The organism is Streptomyces sp. SAI-127, assembly GCF_029894425.1.
In the GTDB taxonomy this organism is placed as follows: Bacteria; Actinomycetota; Actinomycetes; order Streptomycetales; family Streptomycetaceae; genus Streptomyces.
On sequence record NZ_JARXYJ010000001.1, the window covers coordinates 1,199,729 to 1,223,533 of the forward strand.

General features: G+C 71.6%; 24 protein-coding genes and 1 pseudogene. 15 read left to right on the plus strand and 10 right to left on the minus strand.

Annotation, left to right across the window (positions count from 1 at the left end; translation table 11 throughout):
- Positions 1–123 precede the first annotated feature (123 nt).
- Together M2157_RS05720 and M2157_RS05725 are read left to right on the plus strand one after the other, a co-directional pair.
- Positions 124–1,296 (plus strand): NAD(P)/FAD-dependent oxidoreductase, encoded by a 1,173-nt coding sequence (locus tag M2157_RS05720; RefSeq protein ID WP_280864631.1) that lies wholly within the window; start codon positions 124–126, stop codon positions 1,294–1,296.
- Positions 1,297–1,331: 35 nt separating this feature from the next.
- Positions 1,332–1,904 (plus strand): annotated as a pseudogene (locus tag M2157_RS05725) (MarR family transcriptional regulator).
- 6 nt (positions 1,905–1,910) lie between these two features.
- Here M2157_RS05725 and M2157_RS05730 read toward each other — a convergent pair.
- Positions 1,911–2,888 carry an ABC transporter substrate-binding protein gene (locus M2157_RS05730; protein ID WP_280860705.1) on the minus strand — a complete coding sequence of 326 codons (978 nt, stop codon included), beginning with the start codon at positions 2,886–2,888 and terminating at the stop codon, positions 1,911–1,913.
- A 156-nt stretch (positions 2,889–3,044) separates the two neighbouring features.
- On the opposite strand from M2157_RS05730, the gene M2157_RS05735 reads away from it, so the two are divergent.
- Positions 3,045–4,469, plus strand: a complete 1,425-nt coding sequence (locus M2157_RS05735) for a hypothetical protein (protein ID WP_280868169.1) — start codon at positions 3,045–3,047, stop codon at positions 4,467–4,469.
- On the opposite strand, the gene M2157_RS05740 is transcribed toward M2157_RS05735, so the two are convergent.
- On the minus strand, positions 4,440–5,348 hold the full coding sequence (locus tag M2157_RS05740) for a peptidoglycan-binding domain-containing protein (protein ID WP_280864633.1): 909 nt from the start codon (positions 5,346–5,348) through the stop codon (positions 4,440–4,442). The two genes, M2157_RS05735 and M2157_RS05740, sit on opposite strands and share 30 nt — an antisense overlap.
- Before the next feature lie 284 nt (positions 5,349–5,632).
- Between M2157_RS05740 and M2157_RS05745 the strand changes: the two genes are divergently transcribed.
- The 3 genes from M2157_RS05745 (at position 5,633) to M2157_RS05755 (ending at position 9,113) form a co-directional block, all read left to right on the plus strand.
- Positions 5,633–6,991: a jacalin-like lectin gene (locus M2157_RS05745; protein ID WP_280864634.1), complete on the plus strand. Its 1,359-nt coding sequence runs from the start codon at positions 5,633–5,635 to the stop codon at positions 6,989–6,991.
- Between the two features lie 170 nt (positions 6,992–7,161).
- Positions 7,162–8,538, plus strand: a complete 1,377-nt coding sequence (locus tag M2157_RS05750) for a glycoside hydrolase family 43 protein (RefSeq protein ID WP_280864635.1) — start codon at positions 7,162–7,164, stop codon at positions 8,536–8,538.
- 83 nt (positions 8,539–8,621) lie between these two features.
- Positions 8,622–9,113, plus strand: coding sequence for a lamin tail domain-containing protein (locus M2157_RS05755; protein ID WP_280860709.1), 492 nt, complete (start codon positions 8,622–8,624; stop codon positions 9,111–9,113).
- Here M2157_RS05755 and M2157_RS05760 read toward each other — a convergent pair.
- Together M2157_RS05760 and M2157_RS05765 are read right to left on the minus strand one after the other, a co-directional pair.
- Positions 9,097–10,101, minus strand: coding sequence for a hypothetical protein (locus M2157_RS05760; RefSeq protein ID WP_280864636.1), 1,005 nt, complete (start codon positions 10,099–10,101; stop codon positions 9,097–9,099). The genes M2157_RS05755 and M2157_RS05760 overlap by 17 nt on opposite strands.
- The gene (locus tag M2157_RS05765; protein ID WP_280863704.1) at positions 10,098–10,478 is read right to left on the minus strand and encodes a PadR family transcriptional regulator; all 381 of its coding nucleotides are present in this window, start codon (positions 10,476–10,478) and stop codon (positions 10,098–10,100) included. The genes M2157_RS05760 and M2157_RS05765 overlap by 4 nt, the downstream gene beginning before the upstream one ends.
- Positions 10,479–10,818: 340 nt before the next feature.
- Between M2157_RS05765 and M2157_RS05770 the strand changes: the two genes are divergently transcribed.
- On the plus strand, positions 10,819–11,931 hold the full coding sequence (locus M2157_RS05770) for a hypothetical protein (RefSeq protein WP_280864637.1): 1,113 nt from the start codon (positions 10,819–10,821) through the stop codon (positions 11,929–11,931).
- Positions 11,932–11,940: 9 nt separating this feature from the next.
- Here the strand turns inward: M2157_RS05770 and M2157_RS05775 are convergent, their stop codons facing one another.
- Complete coding sequence (locus tag M2157_RS05775) at positions 11,941–12,600, minus strand: maleylpyruvate isomerase N-terminal domain-containing protein (protein WP_280864638.1); 660 nt, start codon at positions 12,598–12,600, stop codon at positions 11,941–11,943.
- 112 nt (positions 12,601–12,712) lie between these two features.
- Between M2157_RS05775 and M2157_RS05780 the strand changes: the two genes are divergently transcribed.
- From M2157_RS05780 to M2157_RS05790, 3 genes are read left to right on the plus strand one after another with little or no spacing between them, the layout of a single operon-like run.
- Positions 12,713–13,252: a 2Fe-2S iron-sulfur cluster-binding protein gene (locus M2157_RS05780; protein WP_280864639.1), complete on the plus strand. Its 540-nt coding sequence runs from the start codon at positions 12,713–12,715 to the stop codon at positions 13,250–13,252.
- Complete coding sequence (locus M2157_RS05785; RefSeq protein WP_280860714.1) at positions 13,249–14,241, plus strand: xanthine dehydrogenase family protein subunit M; 993 nt, start codon at positions 13,249–13,251, stop codon at positions 14,239–14,241. The genes M2157_RS05780 and M2157_RS05785 overlap by 4 nt, the downstream gene beginning before the upstream one ends.
- Before the next feature lie 10 nt (positions 14,242–14,251).
- A complete protein-coding gene (locus M2157_RS05790; protein WP_280864640.1) occupies positions 14,252–16,369 on the plus strand; it encodes a xanthine dehydrogenase family protein molybdopterin-binding subunit in 2,118 nt (705 codons plus the stop codon).
- Here the strand turns inward: M2157_RS05790 and M2157_RS05795 are convergent.
- Entirely contained in the window at positions 16,366–17,394 is a 1,029-nt protein-coding gene (locus tag M2157_RS05795; RefSeq protein WP_280860716.1) for a hypothetical protein, read from the minus strand. The two genes, M2157_RS05790 and M2157_RS05795, sit on opposite strands and share 4 nt — an antisense overlap.
- A 212-nt stretch (positions 17,395–17,606) precedes the next feature.
- Between M2157_RS05795 and M2157_RS05800 the strand changes: the two genes are divergently transcribed.
- From M2157_RS05800 to tgmB, 3 genes are all read left to right on the plus strand, one after another.
- Positions 17,607–17,924, plus strand: coding sequence for a YkvA family protein (locus M2157_RS05800; protein ID WP_280864641.1), 318 nt, complete (start codon positions 17,607–17,609; stop codon positions 17,922–17,924).
- Positions 17,925–18,055: 131 nt separating this feature from the next.
- The gene (tgmA, locus tag M2157_RS05805; protein ID WP_031037338.1) at positions 18,056–18,247 is read left to right on the plus strand and encodes a putative ATP-grasp-modified RiPP; all 192 of its coding nucleotides are present in this window, start codon (positions 18,056–18,058) and stop codon (positions 18,245–18,247) included.
- Between the two features lie 17 nt (positions 18,248–18,264).
- A complete protein-coding gene (tgmB, locus tag M2157_RS05810; protein ID WP_280860718.1) occupies positions 18,265–19,239 on the plus strand; it encodes an ATP-grasp ribosomal peptide maturase in 975 nt (324 codons plus the stop codon).
- A 7-nt stretch (positions 19,240–19,246) separates the two neighbouring features.
- On the opposite strand, the gene M2157_RS05815 is transcribed toward tgmB, so the two are convergent.
- Positions 19,247–19,462 carry a hypothetical protein gene (locus M2157_RS05815; protein WP_037713967.1) on the minus strand — a complete coding sequence of 72 codons (216 nt, stop codon included), beginning with the start codon at positions 19,460–19,462 and terminating at the stop codon, positions 19,247–19,249.
- A 117-nt stretch (positions 19,463–19,579) separates the two neighbouring features.
- Complete coding sequence (locus M2157_RS05820; RefSeq protein ID WP_280864642.1) at positions 19,580–20,035, minus strand: hypothetical protein; 456 nt, start codon at positions 20,033–20,035, stop codon at positions 19,580–19,582.
- 181 nt (positions 20,036–20,216) lie between these two features.
- On the opposite strand from M2157_RS05820, the gene M2157_RS05825 reads away from it, so the two are divergent.
- Positions 20,217–21,191, plus strand: a complete 975-nt coding sequence (locus M2157_RS05825; protein WP_280864643.1) for a helix-turn-helix domain-containing protein — start codon at positions 20,217–20,219, stop codon at positions 21,189–21,191.
- Positions 21,192–21,215: 24 nt separating this feature from the next.
- On the opposite strand, the gene M2157_RS05830 is transcribed toward M2157_RS05825, so the two are convergent.
- Positions 21,216–21,458 (minus strand): DUF5133 domain-containing protein, encoded by a 243-nt coding sequence (locus tag M2157_RS05830; RefSeq protein WP_280860721.1) that lies wholly within the window; start codon positions 21,456–21,458, stop codon positions 21,216–21,218.
- 174 nt (positions 21,459–21,632) lie between these two features.
- Between M2157_RS05830 and M2157_RS05835 the strand changes: the two genes are divergently transcribed.
- On the plus strand, positions 21,633–21,989 hold the full coding sequence (locus M2157_RS05835; protein WP_280864644.1) for a hypothetical protein: 357 nt from the start codon (positions 21,633–21,635) through the stop codon (positions 21,987–21,989).
- Positions 21,990–22,011: 22 nt separating this feature from the next.
- Here the strand turns inward: M2157_RS05835 and M2157_RS05840 are convergent, their stop codons facing one another.
- The gene (locus M2157_RS05840; RefSeq protein ID WP_280860723.1) at positions 22,012–23,778 is read right to left on the minus strand and encodes an ABC transporter ATP-binding protein; all 1,767 of its coding nucleotides are present in this window, start codon (positions 23,776–23,778) and stop codon (positions 22,012–22,014) included.
- Positions 23,779–23,805: the final 27 nt, after the last annotated feature.

The following is a 23,805-nucleotide window of genomic DNA, read 5'->3' on the forward strand; positions in this document are numbered from 1 at the left end:
AGGGGCGGCGCGACCGGCGTCGCGCTGTTCGGTCGTGCTGTTCACGGAACCCTCCCCGCCGTCCGGTCGTTCCTTCCGTGTCCGTACGACCGTGCGGGCGGAGGCGGGACGAACGGGGCGGGTGTGGCACGCGTACTGGTCATCGGCGGGGGCATCGCCGGTACGGCCGCGGCCCTGGCGCTGCACAAGGCGGGCTTCGAGGCCGAGGTGCACGAGGCCCATCCGGACTCGGCCGAGGACATCGGCGCGTTCCTCACCCTGGCGAGCAACGGCATGCGCGCCCTGGCCCAGTTGGACGCCTCCGCGGTGGTGACGGCGGTCGGCTTCCCGCTGACCTCGCTGCGGGTCATGGACGACACCGGCACCGAGATGGCGCACGCGCCCATGGGCGCGGCCTCCGACCCGCTGCTGCGCTACCGGTGCCTGCGCCGCGGCGACCTCAACACCGCGCTCCAGGCCGAGGCCGCGCGCCGGGGCATCACCGTCCGGCACGGCGCACGGCTCGCCTCGGTCGAGGACGGCCCCGACGGCGTCACCGCGCGCTTCGCCGACGGCACCGCCGCGACCGGCGACCTGCTGATCGGCGCCGACGGCCTGAACTCCGCCGTACGACAGTCGATCTCGCCCGGGACGCGGCCGTTCTACGCCGGCCAGTACGTCTTCTACGGCTACACACGCGCCGCGTCTGCTCCCGGCACGGACGCGTGCATCACCATGGTCCGCGGCAGCGGGGCCGCCTTCGGCTACGCGGTGTCGCCCGACGGGGAGACGTACTGGTTCGCCCGGGTGACCGGAGGCCCGCTGCCCGCCGAGGAGTTGGCGCAGGGCACGCCCGCGCACTGGCGCGATCTGCTGCTGCCGCTGCTGCGCAAGGACACCACCCCGGCCGCCGGCCTGGTCGCGGCCACCGGCGACGACCTCATGGTCACCCATGCCACCGAGATCCCCACCGGCACCCAGTGGCGCTCCGGGCGGACTCTGCTCATCGGTGATGCCGCCCACGCCGCCTCCCCCGCGACCGGCCAGGGCGCCTCGATGGCACTGGAGGACGCCGTGGTCCTCGCCAAGTCCCTGCGGGACGCGCCGGACACGGATGCCGCCCTCGCCCTCTACGAGACGCTCCGCCGCCCGCGCGTGGAGCACAACATCACCGTCAGCGGCAACATCTCCCGGGGCACCCCCACCCCCTCGGCCGCCGCCCGCCCCTCCGACGAGGACCTCGTCCGGCTCCTGGAGTGGGGCGGGGACCTCTGGGCCGAGCATCAGGTGGAGAAGGGTCAGCGCTTCGGAATTTGAGCCCGAGCGACCTGTGCCCGACGAAGGAGCCGCCCGTGCCCGGCCGGCGATCCATCACCCAAGCCGAGAAGCTCGCGGCCGAGAAGCTCGGTGGCTTCCCGATCCGCCGGGACCAGATGGCGGCCGTGGCGAACATCTACCGGGCGCGTCCGCGGTGCGCCAGCACCTGGAGAACTCCGTGCTGCGAGGCTCCGACCTGACCTGGGACGGCGTTCGTCGTGCTGTGGGTCGTCCGGGTGTGGGGCGAGTCCGAGACCCGGCACGTGGCGGAGGAGGCCGGGATCTCCAAGGGCACGCTTACCGGTGTCTCGCGGACCCTGGAGTCGCGCGGGCTGCTGAGCCGGGCCGGGCACCCCACCGACGGGCGGCTCGTCCTGCTCAGGCTCACCGATGAGGGCGAGGAGCTGATGCGGCGGGTGTTCCCGGCGTTCAACGAGGAGGAGGCCTTCGTGACGGCCGGCCTCAGCGACACCGAGTGCCGGGGCCTCGCGGAAGGGCTGCGGAAGGTCGTGCTCCAGGTGGAGGAGCACGGCGAGGAGCGCCGCCGCGACCTGCTGGGCGGCTCCGAGCCCGCTCCGCGGCGCAGCGGGCGGCGCCCCAAGGCCTGACCCCCCTCAGGAGAACAGCGCCTGGATGTCCGGCTTCCTGCCGCCGAAGATGCCGTCCTCCTCACCGAGGGCGGCGAGCTTCTCCAGCGAGGCCGTGTCGACCTGGGGCGGCCAGGCCGGGAGGATGAGCTTGGTCAGCACGTCGCCGCTGATCTTGGTGTAGACGGTGAGGATCTGCCGGGCCTCGTCCGGGTGGCCGGTCGCGTACTTCAGCGACTCCGTCATGGCCTCGGTGAACTTCTTCACCAGATCGGGGTTCTGCTGTGCGATCTTCGTCGAGGTGAACCAGGTCGCGACCGTGAGCTTCGGGTCGGTCTCGGCGAAGGGCGAGGCGATGACCCTTGCGCCCTGCGCCTTGGCGACCGTCTGGGCCGGCTCGCCCATCCACGCGGCATCCACACGGCCGCCGTCCAGCGCGGCCGGCATCTGGTCGAAGGGGATCTCGACGAACTTCACCTTCGCCGGGTCGCCGCCGTCCTCGCGCACCGACTCGCGGACCGTGGTGTCCCCGATGTTCTGGAGGGTGTTCACGGCGACCGAGCGTCCGGCCAGGTCCTTCGCGGACTTCACCGGGCTGTCCTTCTTCACCAGGACGCCGGTGACGTCGGCCCCCACCTTGCCGTTGGAAGCAGCCCCGTTGACCACCGACTTCACGGGGACGCCCTTGGTCTGCGCGAGCATCAGGGACGTGGTGTTGCTGAAGCCGAACTGGAACTGGCCGCTCACCACTCCGGGAATGATCGCCGCACCGCCCTGCGCGGTCACCATCTCCAGCTCGATCCCGCGACTGGCGAAGAACCCCTTCTTCTGCCCGAGATAGAGCGGCGCCACGTCGACGATGGGGATGACACCGACCGTGACCTGGGTTTTCTTCGCTCCGCCCGCGGACGAGGTGCCGCCGCTCCCGGAGTCCGACGATCCGCATCCGGCGGCACCCGCGAGGGTCACCACCGCAACGGCAAGTCCGAGCACACGCCTTTGCATGGGGCCCTCCTGACGAGGCGTCAGAGCGCCTCACGACCCGCCCACTGATGTTGTGCACATCATTGACGCCCGCAATGTACACGCCTACTTTCGCCGGTGTCAGTCCCCCCGACCGCAGGAAAATACGGACTGCCCCCAAGGAGCCCACGTCTCGTGATGCACCGCATCCGCACCCGTACGCTCGTCGCCGTCGCGGCACTGCTGCTCGCCGCCCCCCTCACCCCGGCCGCCCACGCCGCCGAGGACGTCCATGTCGAGGGCCGGCTGCCGTCCGGCGCGACCTACCTCATGGATGTGCCGGCCGGCTGGAACGGCACGGTCCTCCTCTACAGCCACGGCTACACACCGCCCGGCGTCCCCAACGCGGCACGCAACGCGCCCGACGACACCACGAAGTCGCTGCTGCTGAACCAGGGTTACGCGCTCGTCGGGTCCTCGTACGCCACCACCGGCTGGGCCGTGACCGACGCCGTACCCGACCAGCTCGCCACCCTCGACACCTTCACCGCCCGCTTCGGACGCGCCGGGCGCACCATCGCCTGGGGCACGTCCTACGGCGGCCTCGTCACGACCGCCCTCGCGGAGCGCCACGCGAACCGTCTCGCCGGTTCGCTGTCGATGTGCGGGCTGGTCCAGGGCGGCGTCGCCAACTGGAACAGCACGCTGGACCCGGTCTTCGCGCTGAAGACGCTCCTCGCACCCGGCTCCGGCATCCGGCTGACCGGACTGCCGAGCCCGGCCGCCGCGACCCAGGCGTCCGACGCCATGGCCGCCGTTCTCACCGAGGCGCAGCAGACCGCCGACGGGCGGGCCCGCATCGCGCTCGCCGCGGCCCTGCACAACATCCCCGGCTGGAACGACCCTTCACAGCCCCGGCCCGCGCCCACCGACTGGGAAGCCCAGCAGTCCGGCCAGTACCAGGCCGTCGTCGGGCTGGTGAAGTTCCCCGCCTTCGTCTGGCGCCAGGAGGCCGAGTCCCGGGCGGGCGGCAACATGTCGTGGAACACCGGGGTCGACTACCACGCGATGCTCCGCAACTCCCCCTACCTCAAAGAGGTCAAGGAGCTGTACGCGAAGGCCGGCCTCTCCCTGAAGTCCGACCTCAACACGCTCGACAAGGCCCCCCGCACCCGCGCCGACACGAAGGCCGTCGAGTGGATGAGCCGTACCAGCTCCTTCACCGGCCGCCTCAGCAAGCCCCAGCTCGACATCCACACCACTGGCGACGCGCTGATCCCGGTGCAGTCCGAGAGCGCCTACCGCCGGGCCGCCACGGCCGCGGGCTCGGCACCACTGCTGCGCCGGCGCTATGTCGACAACGCGGGCCACTGCACCTTCAGCCCCGGCGAGCAGATCGCCGCCCTGCACGCGCTGGAGGACCGGATCGCGACCGGCCACTGGGCAGGCAGCGATCCCGCCGCGCTCAACTCACGTGCCACCGAAGCCGATCCGGGGTCACCGTCCCGCTATCTCCCCTACTCCCCCGCCGGTTACCCCCGCCCCTACGACCGGGCGCACCCTTCCGACGGCCACCGGAACCAGCCGTCGCTGTCACGGCTCCGTGGTCTCGGACTCGAGTGAGGCGCGCGTCGCCTTGCCGTACACGCCGGGCTCGTCCTGAAGGACGAAGCGGGTGACCTGGTAGGTGCGCACCGCGCTCTCGACCTGCTGGTCGAAGTCGCCGTCGGCTTCCCCGTCGTACATGCCGACCTGCCGGAGGCGGAGCTGGAGTTCGACGACCTCGGGCCCCTGGTCGCCGAGACCGAGGACAGGGGGCCGGCTGCTCGACGCAGTCGGGCCCGGGGCCGACGTGGCGGTGGCGGCCGCGCTCGACGGGATCCCGGTCGGGGTGGCGGTGTCCGTCGGGGACGCGCTGTCGCCGGCCTCCGCGCTCGGCGAGGAGGAGGGCGGCTGCGACGACTGTGCCGAGGTAGCCGTAGCAGAAGAAGAAGCGGTGACGGACGGGCCGCTCGACGACGGCTGCGCCTCAGGTACACCGGCGCGCACGCCGCCGGCCACGGAACCGTCCCGTGAAGGGCCGTCGTAGGTGAAGAACCCGCCGACGAAGCCACCCGTGACCAGGACGGCGGCGGCCGCTCCCGCCGCGGCGACGACGACCGTCCGCCGTCTCCGACGGTCCGGCGTGCCGTCGGCCGGGGGCTCCACGGGCGGCTGCGGAGAAGGCTCCTGTTCCGCGCCCTTCCCGGCCTCGATGACCTCGCTCAAGTCCCCTGTCAGGCCCGCCGGTTCGGGATCGCCGGCCGGATCCGCCGGTTTGTCGCCGACCTCCACGAAGGGCCGTATGCGCACCGGGTCGAAGTCCTCCGCGGCCGCCGCCTCGGCCGTACGGGACTCGAGGTGGGCCTCGGAGGCGCGGTGCGCGCAGGTGCATGAGGGAGTGCCGTCCGCCGCCCTGGGCGCCCCGCACTCCGGGCAGACGAGGACTGGTGGTTCACTCACGCGCGTTCCCTCTCCGTACGATCTTCATATCGTAGGCAGATATGCCGCGCGGAAATTCCACAACTCTTATCGATCTGGTGCCACGGCATCCGCAGGGCCGAGATTCGGCCAAAGCGCGTGAAGGAGAGATGAACGGTGGCGGGCGCGGGGTCCCAACAGCCGGTCAGGAGCAGGGGCTTGGCGACAGTGGGGCACACGAGACCGCGACAACATGGGGTAACCGGCGGTAACTTCTGTCCCGCTCGCTCCATTCACCCGCGCCACTCCGTCAGGAGACACTCCCCATGCGCAGACTTTTCGCCGCTCTGGCGGCGACCACCGCCGTCCTCGGCGGACTCACCGCGGCCGCCCCCTCCGCCACGGCCGCCCCCTCCGCCACGGCCGCCGACTCGGGCAGCTTCAGCGTCCTCAGCTACAACGTGGCCGGCCTGCCCGAGGCCATCTCCAGCGCGCCGACGCCCCGCGAGTCGAGCACGACGGCGATCGGCCAGCGCATAGCGCCCTACGACATCGTCCATGTGGAAGAGGACTTCAACTACCACGCCTACCTCTACGCGGGCGACACGAACCACGCCTACCGCACCCCCACCAGCGGCGGCGCCGGCATCGGCAGCGGCCTCAACACCCTCTCGAAGATCCCCTACGACGAGGCCGACTTCGAACGGGTGCGCTGGAACTCCTGCCAGGTGGACTCGGGTGACTGCCTGACCCCCAAGGGCTTCACCTTCATGCGCGAGCGCCTCGCCGAGGGCGTCTACGTCGACTTCTACAACCTGCACACCAACGCCGGCACCAACGACGGCGACCTCGCCTCCCGCGCCGACAACCTCAACCAGCTCACCGCCTTCATCCAGACGCACTCCGCAGGCAACGCGGTCGTGGTCATGGGCGACACCAACACCCGCTACACCCGCTCCGGCGACACCATCGCCGAGTTCGCCGCCGCCAACGGCCTCACCGACCCCTGGGTCCAGCTCATCCGCGGCGGCACCCCGCCCGCCAAGGGCAGCGACGCCCTGGTCTGCGACCAGACGGGTCCCACGGTCCCCAACACCTGCGAGGTCGTCGACAAGGTCCTCTACCGCAGCAGCAGACTCGTCTCGCTGAACGCCACCTCGTACAACAACGAGCACGCCAAGTTCCTCACCGACACCGGGCTCATGCTCTCCGACCACGACCCGATCAGCGTCGGCTTCACCTGGTCGCGCAACGCCGCCTACCAGCTCAGCGACCAGTACGGCGGCCCGCACGGCGACTACTACAACGACATCAGCAGCGTCCCCGCCGGCGCCCGCGCCACCACCCTCGCCCTGCGGGCCGGCTCCCGCATCGACCAGCTGAGCCTCACCCTCGCCAACGGCACCACCCTCACCCACGGCGGCACGGGCGGCACCGCGGCCTCCCTCACGCTCGGCAGTGGCGAGTACGTGACCACGGCGAACCTGTGCCAGGCCGAAAAAGACGGCCACACACGGATCTTCTACGCCAGGTTCACCACCAACCTCGGCCGCACCCTGACCGGCGGCACCACCACCTCCGACTGCGTGACCCGCACCGCACCGGCCGGCCGGCAGATCGCCGGGTTCCACGGCCGTGGCGGCGACGAGGTCGACAAGGTCGGCTTCATCTACACCCAGCGTTGACCCACCCACCCCGGGGCGCGCTTCCGCGCCCCGGGGTGCACAGGAATCACAAAAGAGTGGCAGGACGATTGACGCGCTCATGGCCAGGCCCTACTTTCTGATCGATTTGCCGAACTCCGTTCGAAATACCGGTCATTGAGGTGCCCCCGCACGCCACCTTGGAGAGCAAGATGAGCGCAAACCCCCACCTGTCCCGCCGCGGCCTCCTGGGCATGACGGCCGCCGTGCCACTCGCCCTGACCCTCGGCGCGGGCACCGCGCAGGCCGCCGACTCGGCGTACGCGATGGTGTACTTCACCGAGTCGACCAACCTCGGCGACGGCACCGACTACGGCCTGCACCTGGCCGTCAGCCCCGACGGGCTGAACTGGACGCCGCTCAACCAGAACAACCCCCTGGTCACCCCCACCGCCGGCGCCCTGGGCCTGCGCGACCCGTTCCTGATGCGCAAGCAGGACGGCACGTTCGTCGTGCTCGCCACCGACCTCAAGGGCACCGACTGGAGCTACAACAGCCAGTACATCCACGTCTGGGACTCCGCCGACCTGCGCACCTTCACCGGCTACCGGCGCCTGAAGCTGCACGACATGACGACCCACAGCTGGGCGCCCGAGGCGTTCTGGGACGCGGGGCGCGGCCAGTACGCGGTCATCTACTCCTCGGTCAACTCCAGCGGCCACAACGTGATCATGGTCAACTACACCAGTGACTTCGTCACCGCCTCGGCCCCGCAGGTCTTCTTCGACCCCGGCTACGACGTCATCGACGGCGACATGGCCGTGGGCGTGAACGGCTACAACTACCTCTTCTTCAAGAAGAACCAGACCCTGGTGAGCGCCAGATCCACCACCCTGAACCCGGGCAGCTTCACCGAGTACAGCGCGGGTGTGGCCCACGGCGGCACCGAAGCCCCCACCGTGGTCAAGTCCCTCAGCTCCGGCACCTGGTGGCTCTGGGGAGACACCTACACGCCCAACGGCGTCTTCTACGCCTGGCAGGCCGGCAGCCTCGCCTCCGGCACCTGGACCGCCCTCGACCAGAAGACCTACACCCAGCCGGTCAACTCCAAGCACTGCGGCATCGCGACGATCACCACGGCCGAGTACAACAACCTGCTCACCAAGTGGGGCGCCCCGGCCTGGAACCGGCTCAAGTCCTACAACTACCCGGCCCGTTACGTCCGCCACTCCGACTACGCGGGCCGCATCGACGAGTACCCGGTCGAGCCGTACAAGGACTCCCTGTGGACCCTCGTCCCGGGCCTGGCAGACAGCTCCGGGGTCTCGTTCCGGTCGGTCAACTACCCCGACCGCTACCTGCGCCACTACAACTACGCCCTCCGGCTCGACGTCAACGACGGCACGTCGACGTTCGCCGGTGACGCGACCTTTTACCGCACGGCGGGCCTCGCGGACGCGAGCTGGGCCTCCTTCCGCTCGTACAACAACCCGACCCGCTACATCCGCCACTCCAACTACGTCCTGCGTATCGACCCCGTCTCCACCACCACCGAGAAGCAGGACGCCACATTCCGAGTAGGTTTCTGATTCAACCGAAAAGCCCCCCTTGGCGCTCCGCGTTGTATACGCTCCAGGTCTTCTTCACGAGACCTTCACAGGGGGGCTTTTCCATGCGCGGAGGACACATAGCCGTGGTCGCGGCCGCAGGTGCGCTGACCGTGCTGACCGCGGTCCCGGCCCACGCCGCCGAGTACTCGTCGGCACTGAAGATCAAGGGCGTCCAGTACGACGCCCCGGGCCGGGACTCCAACAGCTGCGCCACCGGCAACACCGACGAGGAGTACCTGACGATCAAGAACTATTCGCGGACCGCGACGGTGAACCTCAAGGGGTACGTCGTGAAGGACGCGGCGGGCAACAAGTTCACCTTCACCGCCAGTCACTCCCTCCAGCCCGGCGACTACGTCAAGCTCCGCGGCGGGCGCGGTGACGACTCGGACGCGAGGAACGTCGTGTACCGCGACAACTGCAACTTCATGTGGAACAACGACAAGGACACGATCTACCTGTACAAGCCGTCGGGCAGCCACGCCGACACCCACGCGTACACCAAGAGCGCCAACGACCGGGACGGCAACGGGTACATCACGTACCACGGCTGAGCAGGTCGCGTCCGCTCACGACGGCCAGCGCGGCGGTCAGTGCGACGAGGGCCGCCACCTGGGTCAGGACACCCACGCGCAATGCCCCGGGCAGGACGTCGAGCCACGGGTGGACCGCGGTGATCCGGACCGCCAGGAGGAGCAGACCCAGCGCCGCGAGGGCCGCCGCCTCCTCTGCGGGGACGCGGTTCTCGCCCCGCGCGCGGTACAGCACCCAGGCGAGGGCCGTCACGAGGTAGCACGTGACGAGCGCCCAGACGGTGTCGACCCCGCCGGGCAGTGCCACCACGGAGCCGCCCATCAGCACACAGCAGGCGGCGAAGACCAGGCCGGGCGCGCCCGCGGGTAGAGCCGCCGGGGGCGCGTCCCGGTGATGGGCCGCGCAGAGTGCCAGCGCCGACGACCAGGCCAGCACGGCGGCCGCGACGACATAGGCGGAGTCCGAGGGGGCGAAGTCGAGGGCCCAGAGATCGACCAGCGGCAGGAGCGTCGGCAGCGCCGCCACGAGCGCGGACGCCTGGGCGAGACGGCGGCGGTCGCGCACGAGGGCGAAGTAGGCGACCGCCCACAGCAGCGGCAGGAACCACTGGGCGGCCGCTTCCGCACCGGCCCATACGCCGTGGCCGGTGAAGCCGTCCGCGAACATGTCCCATTGACTCCCGCCACGGGTCGACGCCCAGGTCAGCCCCAGAACCCGGTCGACCACGGCGGACGCCGCCTGCAGCAGGACGGCGAAGAGCGCGAAGAGGCGGACGGCCGAGCCGAGCACGGCGTAGCGGCGGGGCACGCCGCCCGCGCCGAGCCTGCTGCGCACGGCCAGCGCGACGATACTCGCCACCTCGCCGAGGGTGGGCCGGCTCTGGTCCTGGGTCTCCTGGTCGACGTCCCAGAGGTAGGTCTCGACCATCTCCTCCTCGCGCTCGCGCCGGTAGTAGGCGGGCAGCAGCCGCAGGACGGCGCGGTACCGCGCTTCGAGCAGCGTCGTCATGCCAGGCCTCCGGCGAGTCCGCGCCCCGTGGCGGGCGTGCCGGTCGTTCCAGGAGCACTTCCGGGGGTACGCCGTCCCTCGGCGATGCGCTTCTTCGCGGCGCTCGCTCCGGCGGCCAGCCGCTCCGCCTCGGCGTCCAGGGCCGCGGTGCCCTCGTCGGTGAGGCGGTAGTAGCGCCGGAGCCGGCCCTGCTGCACCTCCTCGCGGTCCAGCACGATCAGTTCGTCGGCGGTGAGCCGGTCCAGTACGCCGTAGAGGGTGCCGACGCGCATCTGTACGGCCCCTTCGGACAGTTCCTCGACCTCGCGCAGGATGCCGTAGCCGTGCCGCGGCTGGTCGGCGAGGGCGGTCAGAACGAAGAACGCCGCCTGTGTCATGTTCCTCGGTGCCATGAAACAAGAATATATCGGCTCCCGATATATTCAGCGAGCCGAAACGCGCGATCGGGTGGGAACGGCGAACAGGGCCCGCCCCAATGCGGATGGTGGGCGGGCCCTGTTCGGGAGGTCATTTTGGCGTGCGGGGTCCCGAACCGGGCACGAGTGAAGCGCGGTTGCTCTGTGCGGAGCGTGTGCGCCCCGTGTGCGCGGGGCAGATCATGGGTCGGCGGGTATCGCACACCGAACGTGTCCGCCTGCCGGACCCGCCTGGTCCGTACGGGTCGGCGGCGACGATACTTGGCCCCGGCACGCACCACTCCTTCTCACAGATGGACCCATGTCAAGCACTCCCAAGGCAGACCCCACGGCACCTTCCACCGTCTGGCTGGCCCGCGGCCGCCATCTCGGATCCGACGCGGCCGACGTCCTGCGGCAGAACCTGGAGCGACTGAAGGAGAGCGGGGCCCTCGACGACTTCCGGGAGCCGTCCGGGACCGGGGAAGACCCGGACCGGATCTTCGAGGCCCGCTGGCGGGTCGCCGACGAGGTGACCGTCCGGGCCCGGCTCTCGCTCGCCCCCGTGTCGAGCGGCGGACAGGAGTGGGTGCTGGCGGCCGAGGCGGAGCAGCCCTGGGATCTGCGGTGGCCGTCGCCCGCGACCATGTTCTGGCCCGACAGCGCGGACGTCTTCTGGGACCGTGACGCCGCCACGGGGCTGCGTCTGAGGGACCTGAGTGTGCTGCCCGAGGAGGACAAGGACGTACGGCGGCTGCTCCGGCAGGCCGTGCGGGGCAGTTGGGCCGTACATGTCGTCGTCCACGAGGCCATGACCACCGACCAGCGCGGCCGTCGCCCGCTGGCGGACATGGTGCCGCCCGGTCTGCGCCACCGCGTGGTCGAGCACCGGGCGCAGCCGCACCAGCTGCGGGTCCTGAACTGGGCCGTGAAGGACTTCGGTGTGGAGGTGCCGCGCGGCGGTGCCGTGGTGCTGCCCGGGACGCCGGTGCCGCCCGGCTACGACGGCCAGGACTTCTCCGTACGCAGTGTGTTCCTCGACGGCTCGGAGCCCACCGAGCTCATCGCGACCGTGACGCGCTACGCCATGATGCCCAAGCCGCTGCCGGACGACGCCTGGGCGGCGGTGACCTCTCTGCGGGAGCAGTGGCAGTTGCTGACGATGCAGGAGGAACTCGCACGCGAGCGCGCGCTCGTGACGATGTACGCCGATGCGCTCGAGGCCATGACGAAGTCCCGGGACCTGTACCGGGAGGCCGCCGAGCGGGCGAACGAGGCGCTGGCCATCTACCGCGAGAACGCCCCGGCACCGGAGCCCCGTGCGGATGCGGAGGCCACCTCGCCGTTGCAGCAGCTGTCCCGGACGTTCGGGCGCTGGAAGGGCACCTTGAAGCCCCCGGCCCGCGACGAGGACTCGGACCAGCAGATCAGCTGAAGAGGCAGATCAGCTGAACAGCGGGAAGCGGTCCGCGTCGGCCCCGAGGGCGCGGCGTTCGGGGTCCGTGAGCGGCGTACGTCCGGTGGCGGCGCGAGCGTAGTGCTCGTCACTCCAGTCGAGCGGAACGGGCCGGCCGAGGAGACCGTCGAGGGTGGCGCGCACCGCGGCCAGGCCCTCCGGGGACGGTCCGACGGCCTCCGGCAGGTCGGTGACGAGGTCGAGGTGGTGGATGGTGGCCTCGACGGCGAGGGTGAGCATGAGGTCCCCGGCCGTCAGCACATGGCCCTGGGTGGCGACCAGCAGATCCGGCCGGGCGTCCGCGGCGGCGTTCACAGTGGCCGCGGTGGTCTCCAGGCAGAGGTCCCGCAGCTGGGGGAAGTCGAGGAACATGCTGGCGCTCACCCGGTTCCAGCGCCGTCCGTTCGCCGCGCCGGCGGGGTCGGGCGCCCAGTCCCGCCAGTAGGTCACGGCGTCCCGGTCGGACGGTCCCGCCGCGGGCGTGTGCAGGGCGACCAGGGCCCGCTGGGCGTCCCCCGCGCAGTGGAAGACCAGGTCGCGCACCGCCCAGCCCGCGCAGCCGGTGGGCCGCCAGGACTCCTCGTCCCCGAGGGGGCGTACGACGACCGCGAAGGCCTCGTAGGCGGCGCGCAAGACGTCTGCGTTCATGGCGCCAGCGTAGGCGGGGCCCTTTTCCCGGGGTGACGGGAGGTGTCGGAGGGCCCGCTGTGGATACGCGGTGGGGACAGCACCTCGGCCCGTCCGGAAGGTCACCGTCAACATGAGCGGCGAGAACAGCGACAACGCCACCTGCTCGGAGACGACGCTCACGGTCAACGGCAAACCCCACACCCTCCTCGTGGACCACCGGCGCGTCCTGCTCGACGTCCTGCGCGAGGATCTGGACCTGTGGGGTGCCAGGAAGGGCTGCGACCACGGACAGTGCGGGGCCTGCACGGTCCTGGTGGACGGGCGCCGCGTCAACAGCTGTCTGCTGCTCGCGGTCGCCCTGGACGGCAGCGAGGTCCGGACCGTCGAGGGCCTCGGTGGCGACGGGGAGGAACTGCACCCCCTGCAACAGGCCTTCCTCGACCGCGACGCCTTCCAGTGCGGCTACTGCACCCCCGGCCAGCTCTGCTCGGCGCTCGGCATGCTCGACGAGGCCGCGGCGGGCCACCCCTCGCGCGTCACCGGCGAGACACCCGCAGGCCGTCCCGTACCGCTGGACCGGGACGAGATCCGCGAGCGGCTCAGCGGCAACCTGTGCCGCTGCGGCGCCTATCCACGCATCGTCGACGCGGTCGAGGACGTGATCCGGTGAAGACCTTCGACTACGTACGGGCCACCAGCCCCGAAGAGGCGGCCGAGCTCTTCGCCGCCCGTCCCGGCGCCCGCTACCTCGGCGGCGGCACCAACCTGGTCGACCTGATGAAGCTCGGCGTCGAACGGCCCGACCTGCTCGTCGACATCGGCCGGCTGCCCCTGGACGAGGTCCAGGAGCTCCCGGACGGTTCGCTGCGCGTCGGCGCCACGGTCCGCAACAGCGACCTGGCGGCCCATCCGGCCGTCCGCGCCCGCTACCCCGCCCTCTCCCAGGCCCTGCTCGCGGGCGCCTCGGGGCAGCTGCGCAATGCGGCCACCACGGGCGGCAACCTGCTCCAGCGCACCCGCTGCCCCTACTTCCAGGACGTCTCCAAACCCTGCAACAAGCGGTCGCCGGGCAGTGGTTGCGGCGCACGTGAGGGCGTGCACCGGGACCACGCGGTGCTCGGGCACTCCCCGCACTGCATCGCCACCCACCCCTCGGACATGGCCGTCGCGCTCGCCGCGCTGGACGCCCGCGTCGAGTTGTACGGCACCGAGGGCGCCCGGAGCGTGCCCGTGGCCGAATTCCACCGCCTGCCGGGGGAACACCCGGAGCGGGACACCGAGATCCTCCCCGGCGAACTCGTCACCGGCGTGCTGCTGCCGGCTGCCCCCGCCGGGTTGCCGTCCGCCTATCGCAAGGCCAGGGACCGGGCGTCGTACGCCTTCGCCCTCGCCTCGGTGGCCGCCGTACTGCGGGTGACGGACGGGGTGGTCGACCATGCCGGGATCGCTTTCGGCGCGCTGGCGCACCGGCCGTGGCGGGCGCGGCGGGCCGAGCAGGCGCTGGTGGGCGCCGCGCCCACGGCGGCCGCGTTCGAGCACGCGGTCGACCTGGAGCTCTCCGCCGCCGAGCCGTTGCGGGACAACGCCTACAAGCTGCCCCTGGCGCGCTCGCTCGCGCTGGACGTCCTGACCCGGCTCACCGCCGCCGCCCGGACCTGAGGAGGACGCCGTGGACGCCACTTCCGCTACCGTTCTGGGCGCTCCCGTCGAGCGCCGCGAAGGCCGGCAGAAGGTCACCGGCACCGCTCGCTACGCCGCCGAACAGCCCTGCCTGGGCCGGGCACACGCCTGGCCCGTGCCCGCCTCGGTCCCCCGGGGCCGGGTCACCGGCATCGACACCGCGGCCGCCCTGGCCGTGCCCGGCGTCCTGGCGGTGCTCACCCACCAGAACGCGCCGAGGCTGTCCGAGCCGGAGGACCCCACGCTCGGCGTCCTGCGCGACTCCCGTGTCCCGCACCGCGGTTGGTTCGTCGCCCTGGTGGTGGGCGAGACCCTGGAGGCCGCCCGCGCCGGTGCCGCCGCCGTGCGCGTCGACTACGCCGTGGAGGACCACGACGTCACCCTCACCGCCACGCACCCGGACGCGTACGCCCCCGAGCAGGCCAACGGCGGATACCCCGGAAGCCGTGAACACGGCGACCCCGAGGGCGTGTTCGCGTCCGCCGAGGTCCGGGTCGACGTCGACTACCGGGTGCCCCCGCTGCACAACCACCCGATGGAACCGCACGCCACGACGGCCGAGTGGCACGACGGCCGGCTCACGGTGCACACCTCCACACAGGGCTCCACGGTCGTACGCGCCGTCCTGGCCGGCCTGTTCGGCCTGCCGGAGGAACACGTCACCGTTCTCGCCGAGCACGTGGGCGGCGGTTTCGGGTCCAAGGGCACACCCCGTCCGGACGTGGTGCTCGCCGCGATGGCGGCCCGGCACACCGGACGGCCTGTCACCCTGGCACTCCCCCGCCGCTTCCTGCCCGCCGTCGTCGGACACCGGGCCCCCACCCTGCACCGACTGCGCCTCGGGGCCCACCCCGACGGGCGGCTCACCTCCCTGCTCCACGAGGTCACCACCCACACCTCGCGGATCAAGGAGTTCGTGGAGCAGGCCGCCGTGCCCGCACGCGTGATGTACGCCGCCCCCGACTCCCGTACGACGCACCGCGTGGCGCCGCTCGACGTGCCCACCCCGTCCTGGATGCGGGCCCCCGGCGAGGCTCCCGGCATGTACGCCCTGGAGTCGGCCATGGACGAACTGGCCGCCGAACTCGGCATGGATCCGGTGGAGTTGCGGATCGTCAACGAGCCGGGCACCGAGCCCGACAGCGGCAAGCCCTTCAGCAGCAGGCACCTGGTGGAGTGTCTGCGCGAGGGCGCCCGGCGCTTTTCCTGGGCCGAGCGGGATCCACGGCCGCGTTCCCGCGCCGAGGGCCCGCTGCTGGTGGGGTCGGGGGTGGCGGCCGCCATGTATCCCGTTCTGGTGCAGCCGTCCACGGCGGCGGCACGGGCGCTGCCCGACGGGACCTTCCTCGTACGGATCAACGCCACCGACATCGGCACGGGCGCCCGGACCGTGCTCGCACAGATCGCCGCGGACGCGCTCGCCGTGCCGGTGGCCCGCGTGCGGACCGAGGTGGGCAGCAGCGAGCTGCCCGCCGCGTCACTGGCCGGCGGCTCGTCGGGCACCGCCTCCTGGGGCTGGGCGGTGCACGAGGCGTGCACCCGGCTCGCGGAACGCCTGGCCGAAGGGCCGCCGCCGGCTGAAGGGATCGAGGTTCGTGCCGACACGGCCGGCCGGGCGGACGCCGACAGCCCGTTCGCCCGGCACGCCTTCGGCGCCCACTTCGCGGAGGTCGCCGTCGACACGGTCACCGGCGAGACCCGGGTCCGAAGGCTGTTGGGGGTGTATGCCGCCGGGCACATACTCAACTCACGTACCGCCCGCTCCCAGTTCGTCGGCGGCATGACCATGGGGCTCGGCATGGCACTGACCGAGGGCAGCACACTGGACTCCGCGTTCGGTGACTTCGCCGAGTCCGATCTGGCCACGTACCACGTGCCCACACACGCCGACGTGCCCGACATCGAGGCGCACTGGATAGACGAGGACGACACCCGCCTCAACCCCATGGGCAGCAAGGGCATCGGCGAGATCGGCATCGTGGGGACGGCGGCCGCGATCGGCAACGCCGTCTTCCACGCCACCGGCGTGCGCCTGCGCGAGCTGCCCCTCACACCGGACCGCGTGCTCGGCGGCATCCGGGAGAGGGGCGGCTCTTCAGCGGGTTAGGGGGCCAGCGGAGCGTCGGCCGCCTCGCGGACCGGCTCGGCCGTCCGCCGCTCCGTCAGGACGCCGTTCGGCGGTGTCGGCGACGCGAGGTGCACCACCAACGCGGTCAGCGCGGCCAGCGAAGCGCACGCGGCCACCGTCCCCGCGAGCCAGGCCGGCGCGAGCGGCAACGCCAGGGCCCGGGCGAGCCCCTCGGAGCGGAACCGACCGTAGAGCAACTGGCCCGCGGCCACCCCGGCCGGCACGACGACCGCGAAGACCAGAACCGGGAGGGTGGGGCGGATCATCAGCACGGCGAGCAGGACGCACAGGAACGACACCCCGAGCGCGAATCCGTACACCTGCAGGGATGCCCCGTCCTGGTGGACGGGGAAGCACAGGACACCGCAGACCAGCAGTGCCAGGGCGGCGAGCCTGCCCGGCCACGCGGGTGCCTTTTGGGGCCACCTCGGTGCGGGGGGATGCGGTGGCGGGGCCGGGAACACACTCAGACCCGGCATCCAGGGCAGCTCCGGTCCGAGCCGTCCCTCGCCGTCGCACGCCTCGTACGACGGCTGCGGGGGCGGCGGAGGCCTTTCCGTCGCCAGCCGCCCGATGAGCTCGACGAGTTCCTCCACGGGCCGGCCGGTCGCCGCCGCGCGCATCGCCTCCTGACCGCAGTGGGGCTGCAGTTCGGACCGGTTCAGCAGGGCCACCAGGCGGGTCACCTCCTCCACCGGACGGGACTCGGCGGCGGCCCGGATCGCCTCGTCGGCGCTGCCCGGGTCCCGTGGCGGCCGGGTCAGCAGGGCGACGAGCCGGGTGACATCCTCCACGGACCGGTCCACGCCGACGGCACGCAGGGCCGCACCCGTGGCCTGCGCGTACTGGGGCGACTCTTCCAGCAGGGTGATGAGGTGGACGACCTCCTCCAGGGGACGGTCGGCCACGGCGGCACGCACCAGGTCGCCGACGGGATCGCCGTACGAGCCGTCCATCGGTATGGCGGAATCGTTCGGGTTAACTGCAGACGGGCCGGTGGTCATGCTCTGCTCCAGACAAAGAGTGCGGTCCTCCTACGCGCCCCCGTCGTGCGACCGCGACATTGAGATGACCCATTCGTAAGCGGGTACACGACGGCGTGCCACTCGGATGAGCCATGGGTGTGAGTGCCGCCCCTCGGCAGGCCTTAGCGGGACCGGATGCGGGAATCCGTCAGACAGTGCGCCGCACGGCGCCCGGAGGAGGAGGTCGGCCCGTGGATTCGACCACAGCACTGATCGTCGTCGCCGCTGTGCTCGCGGCGCTGGCGCTGGCGGTGGCCGTGGGACTGCTGGTGCGGCTCGTGAGAACCCGGCGCGGTCTGCGACGGGCGGGACTTCCCACCGGGCCCCGCTGGGTCTTCTGGGGCGCCCTGTTGTACTTCGTCCTGCCCACCGATCTGATGCCGGACCCGGTGTACCTCGACGACATCGGCGTCCTGCTGCTCGCCCTGCGCACCCTGCGCGGCTCCCCCGCCGACCGGGCGGCGCTGCGACTCGACCGGCGGGACCGGGAGACGTCCCGCCGAGCGTGATTACGCAGTGTAAGGAAACCAATCACTCGTTCGATTCGTATAAGTCTCTGGAAGCCGAAGGAAGTCGGCTGACCTGACGGCGTCGTGGGGAGATGCCGTCTGCGAGAGGCAGTACCGGCGAGGGAGAGACGATGCAACCGTTCGCGCTCAACTACGCACGTCCGGCAGCGACGTTGGAGGCGACCACTCCGTACGTCTACGACTCCGGGCTGCAGTTGAACGTGCTCATGGACGGCCGGGTCGCGGCCCGCGACCACGCGCTGATGAGGGAACTGGGGACCACCACCTCCACGGCGGGCTCCAAGACTCACTTCGACGACTGAACACAGGTCGCCGACCGATGACCGTGTTGATTCTTACCTGCGAAGAGGACGTGACGGCCGACATGGTCGTCGTGCACCTCAACGCCACGGGGGTACCGGTGGTCCGGCTCGACCCGGCCGACCTGACCGACGGTGTCGCACTGTCCGGGGAGTACGTGCACGGCACGTTCCGCGGCCACCTGTCGGCCGGCGGCCGTCTGGTGGGCATCTCCGGGCTGCGTTCGATCTGGGTGCGCCGCCCGGGCACCCCCGCGGCGCGGGCGGCCGCGCCCTCGGAGTGGTTGACCGAGGAGTCCGCCCAAGCGCTGTACGGCATGCTCCGGGGCAGCGACGCCCGCTGGATGAACCACCCCGACGCGGCCCGCCGGGCCCGTCACAAGCCCTGGCAGCTACGGCTCGCCCAGCGCTGCGGACTGCCCGTCCCGGCCACGATCGTGACGACGTTCCCGCAGGCCGCCCGCGAGTTCGCCGAGCGCTATCCCGATCTGGTGGTCAAGCCGGTCTCCGGCGCGCACCCCCAGGACCCGCCGCGGGCGGTGCCGACCAGCCGGGTCGCGCCGGACACCGACTTCTCGGCTGTCGCGTTCGGGCCCACGCTGCTGCAACGGCGGGTCGCCAAACGGGCCGACATACGCCTGACCGTCGTGGGCGAGACCATGCTGGCGGCCCGGAAGGTGACCGGGCCCGATGACGAGGTGGACGTCCGTTTCGCCCCGCCCACCTCCTCCTGGGAGCCCACCGAGGTACCGCCGCGGGTGGCCGCGGCCGTCCGGGACTATCTCCGGGTGGCCGAACTGGCATACGGCGCCTTCGACTTCGCCGAGGACGGGGACGGGACCTGGTGGTTCCTGGAGTGCAACCAGTCGGGTCAGTTCGGCTTCGTCGAGGTCGAGACGGGCCAGCCGATCGCGCGCAGCATCGCCGAGTGGCTGGCCCGGCCCGGTCCGGACCCGCGCTCGCACGCCGACGGGGCGAACACCACAGTTTCCTGAGGCCGGGTCAGTAGGGCCGCGGGGCGGCGGGCGGAAGGGCCGGCACCCATCCCTGACCGGGCGAGGCCGGTCGCTCGGGGACGGGCGGGGGCATGAGGGACTGCAGTGGCCGCATGACGTACTCCAGTTCCCTGCGTACGCGCTCGGCCTCCCTGCGGGTCAGAGCGGGGACGTCGCCGCGCTCGGCGACGAGTCGGTCGTAGATGGGGGAATCCTGGAACACCCGTCAACGCGCCTTTCGTTTTCGCGGGCCCACGCGCATGGGCACGGTTGACGAGTCTAGGCGCCTCCACGCACCGGCGTACGAATTCCGACGTCGGGCTTGACGGCTCGCGGGCGGTCATGCGCCGGTGGTGGACCCCGGGCGGACGATCATCAGGACGGTCACGGTCGCCCACAGAAGGTTGAAGATGCCGGTGAACATGGCGAGTTGGACGGTGCCGCGGCGTTCGACGCTCCCCTGTCCGGTCAGCTCCTCGAGCAGTTCGCCCTGCCGGGGCAGGACGAAGGCGGCGAGGACTCCGGCGGCCGCGGCGGTCAGGGCCATGGACGTGGTCAGCCATGCGTCGCCCAGGACGCCCATCGCGGCACCGGTGGCGATGCCGAGGACCGGGACCGCGACGCCGACACCGGCGTAGACCCGGCAGATGCGGTGCAGCAGCCGTACCGTGCCGACCCCGGCCTCCTCCGCGTGGGCCCGGCGGGCCGCCGGCGGGAACATGCTGGCCGCGACGGTCACCGGCCCCACGGCGACGATGGCGACGAGGACGTGCAGGGTCAACAGGAACTTGGTCATGGGGTGGCGGGTCCTTCTCCGGTGCGGTCGGCGGTGCCCGCTCACCCTAGGAACCCGCCGAGTGATCACACAGGGGCTGAAACGACAGGTTCCAACGGATTCCCGCCAAGGCGCCTCGCCGGGAATTCCCGCCTGACCCCGTGGTCGTGGCTCTGGCGGGAATCCACCTATCGTGGCGGTCATGCACTCCGTGGTGATCCTGGTTCTCGACGATGTGGTGCCGTTCGACATGGCGGCGCCCATGCAGGTGTTCGACTGGACACAGCTGCCCGACGGCCGCTCCGCCTACCGCGTCCGGCTGTGCGCCGAGTCGCCGGAGGTCCGCGCGGACGGCGGTTTCACCCTGCGGGTCGAGCACGGACTCGATGCCCTCGCGGAGGCGGACACGGTCATCGTGCCGGGCTGCTCCCCCACCGCGGGACCGCCCTCCCCGCGCGCGCTGGCCGCACTGCGGGAGGCCGCGGCGGCCGGCACCCGGATCGCGTCCGTGTGCGTGGGCGCGTTCGTGCTGGCGGAGGCCGGGCTCCTGGACGGGCTGCGTGCCACCACGCACTGGGTGGCCGCGGACGAACTGGCTCGGCGCTTCCCCGCCGTCGAGGTCCAGCCGGACGTGCTGTACGTCGACAACGGTCAGATCCTGACCTCCGCGGGTGCGGCGGCGGCCCTCGACATGTGTCTGCACATGATCCGCCGGGACCTGGGCTCGGCGGTGGCCGCGCACGCCGCCCGGATGTCGGTGATGCCCCTCGAACGGGAGGGCGGACAGGCTCAGTTCATCGTGCACGACCACCCGCCGGTGCCCCGTGGGTCGACGCTGGAGCCGCTCCTGGAGTGGGTCGAGGACAACCTGGCCCACGAGATCACCCTCGGGGCGATGGCCGCCCGTTCGGGGATGAGCGAGCGCACCTTCAGCCGCCGATTCCGCGAACAGACGGGCAGCACGCCTCTGCAGTGGCTGCTGCGAGCCCGGGTGCGGCGCGCCCAGTACCTGCTGGAGAACACCGGCCACCCCGTCGAACGGATCGCGCGGCAGGCGGGGTTCGGCTCCCCCACGGCGTTCAGGGAACGCTTCCGCCGGGTCGTCGGCACCACTCCGCAGGCGTACCGCGCGGCCTTTCACGCGAAGGAGGCCGTCCCGGCGGGGGCGCGCTCCTGACCGCCCGCCGGGTCCGGCCTGGTGTCACCCGGCCAGTGGCAGGCTGTTCTCGCCGTCCGGGTCCGCACATCCGGCGGCCGGCAGCAGGGCGTCGGCCCTGGCGACCGCTTCACGGACGTCGGTGGTGCCCATCATCACGCACAGTGTGTAACTGACGTCCTCCAGCTCACGAGCCGTCGCCGGTCTCTCCCTTTCCGCCTGCGCGATCCTCAATGACGCGTACCGGGTCAGCAGGGTTCTGACGGTCTTCGGGTCCGGAACGAGCACGAAGCGCCCCTCTCTCGAATTTTTCGCTGCGTATGCCCCATCTGCACCGGCTCAATCCCATCCGCTGCCGCCCGGCACGCGATTGGCGCAATACCGTGCGGCCGCACCCGCTTCCCCAAGCGCCGCAAACCGTTGAACAAGGGGCATCCCTCGCACCATGAACGGTATACGCCCATGAACCGCTCCGCAGGCCTCCCCAGCGCCCTCTACCTCGCGACGAGCACCGGACTGGCCTGGACCGCGGTCCTCGCTCTGCGTCACGGCCCTCCGTGGGCCGTATGCCTGTTCGCCGCCGCGAGCCTGGTCCCGGTCATCGCGGTGGTACGGGAGAGCGTGCTCTGCGACCAACGGCGTGCCCTGGCCGAAATGTGGAGGCGGGCGGCGGGTCCGGGCGGGCCCGGTGCGGGGGCCGCCGAGGACATCGTCCGCGCCGAGCTCGACACCGCGTGCTGTGAACGCTGGTGGACGAGCTGCGGCACCGACCACGACTCGGCGTGCCCCCGCCGGGTGCCCCGGAGCAGCGCGGCGTGACGCCTGGCAGGCGGGCCCGGCCTCAGGCGACCTGTCCGGCGTGCAGCGCGGTGTAGGCCCCGCCGCGGCGCAGGAGTTCCTCGTGGGTGCCGGTCTCCAGGATCCGGCCCTCCCCCATCACCACGATGCGGTCGGCGCCCCGCACGGTCGACAGCCGGTGCGCGACCACGAAGGTCGTGCGTCCGCGCAGCAGCCGGGCCAGCGCCTGCTGGACGAGCGCCTCGGAGCGGGTGTCCAGGGCGGAGGTCGCCTCGTCGAGGACCAGCACCCGCGGATCGCGGATCAGGGCCCGGGCGATGGCCAGGCGCTGGCGCTGCCCGCCGGACAGCCGGGCGCCGCGCTCGCCGACCAGGGTGTCGAGGCCCTGCGGCAGCCGGTCCACGAACTCCAGTGCGTTCGCGTCGCGCAGCGCCGTGCGTACCGTCTCCTCGTCGGCGTCGTCCATGCCGTAGGCGACGTTCTCCCGGATCGTGCCGTCGAAGAGGATGGACTCCTGCGGTACGACGGACACGAAGCGCCGGTAGGTGCGCAGGTCGAGGGTGTTCATGTCGGTCCCGTCGAGCAGCAGCCGTCCCGCGGTGGGCCGGATGAAACCGATGACGAGGTTGAGGACGGTGGACTTGCCCGCACCGGACGCACCGACCAGGGCGACGGTCTCGCCGGGGGTGACGGACAGGGTGAAGTCCCGTACCGCGGGCCGTCCGTTGTCGTACGCGTGGCCCACGCCCTGGAATTCGACGGCCCCGCGCACCGAGTCGACCCGGGCCTTGCCCTCGTTGTCCTCGAGTTCGGGCGCCTGGAGCACCTCGCCGACGGAGCGGACGGACTCCAGGCCCTTGGTGATGACCGGGGCGAGTCCTGCCAACGTTGTCGTGGAGTTGGTGAGCGTGGTCAGGAACGCGCTGAGCATCACGACGTCGCCGGGGGTGACGCCCCAGACGCCGTAGTACGACACCAGCGCGGCCGCGGCGAGGACGAGCACGCCGACCACGTTGAGGACGACCCAGGCCAGCGAGCCGAAGCGGCCGTTGACCAGGTCGAGACGCATCCCGGACGTCAGCAGGCGGCGCAGGGTGCCGTCCATGCGGCGCAGCGCCTTGCCCTCCAGGCCGTGGGCGCGGGTGACCGGAATGAGGCGGGTCATCTCCGTGACGCGGGACGACAGGGTCTCGACCTCGTGCCGGAAGTGTTCGTTGTGGGTGCGCAGTCGGGCCCTGAGGCGGGCCACGACGAGGGCGGCGGCGGGCACGACGACGAGGAAGACCGGCACGAACTCCGGTGTCCGTACGGCGATGATGACGAGGCCGCCGACGAGCACGGTGATCGCGCCCAGGCCGGTCTCAGCGGTCTGCTGCACCATCTGTTCGACCGTCTCGACGTCCCGCACCACCTTCGCCTGCAGCACACCGGCGCTGACCCGCGAGTGGTAGCCGATGGACAGCTGCTGCATGCGGGTGCACAGGGCGGAGCGCAGGGTGGTGCCCATGCGACGGACGCTGCCGTACAGGAGGCGGACGTAGAGAAGGTGCAGTGGGTAGTTGACCAGAAGGATGAACAGGATGATGCCCGTGCTGGTCCAGAGCCGGGCGATCGGCTGATGCTGGACGACGGTGTCGATGATGGACGCGGTGATCAGGGGCAGCAGCCACACCGGGCTGTGCTTGACGGTGAACACCGTGGCGGCCGCGGCCAGTCGGCGGCGGTCGGCACGGAACAGGTAGGTGAGCGTGCGTATCGGGTGTTCGCCCCGATAGCGGTGGTCGAGCGGTTTCTCCAGCGACGATGCCATCGTCGGCGGTCCTCCCCGGTTGCCGAT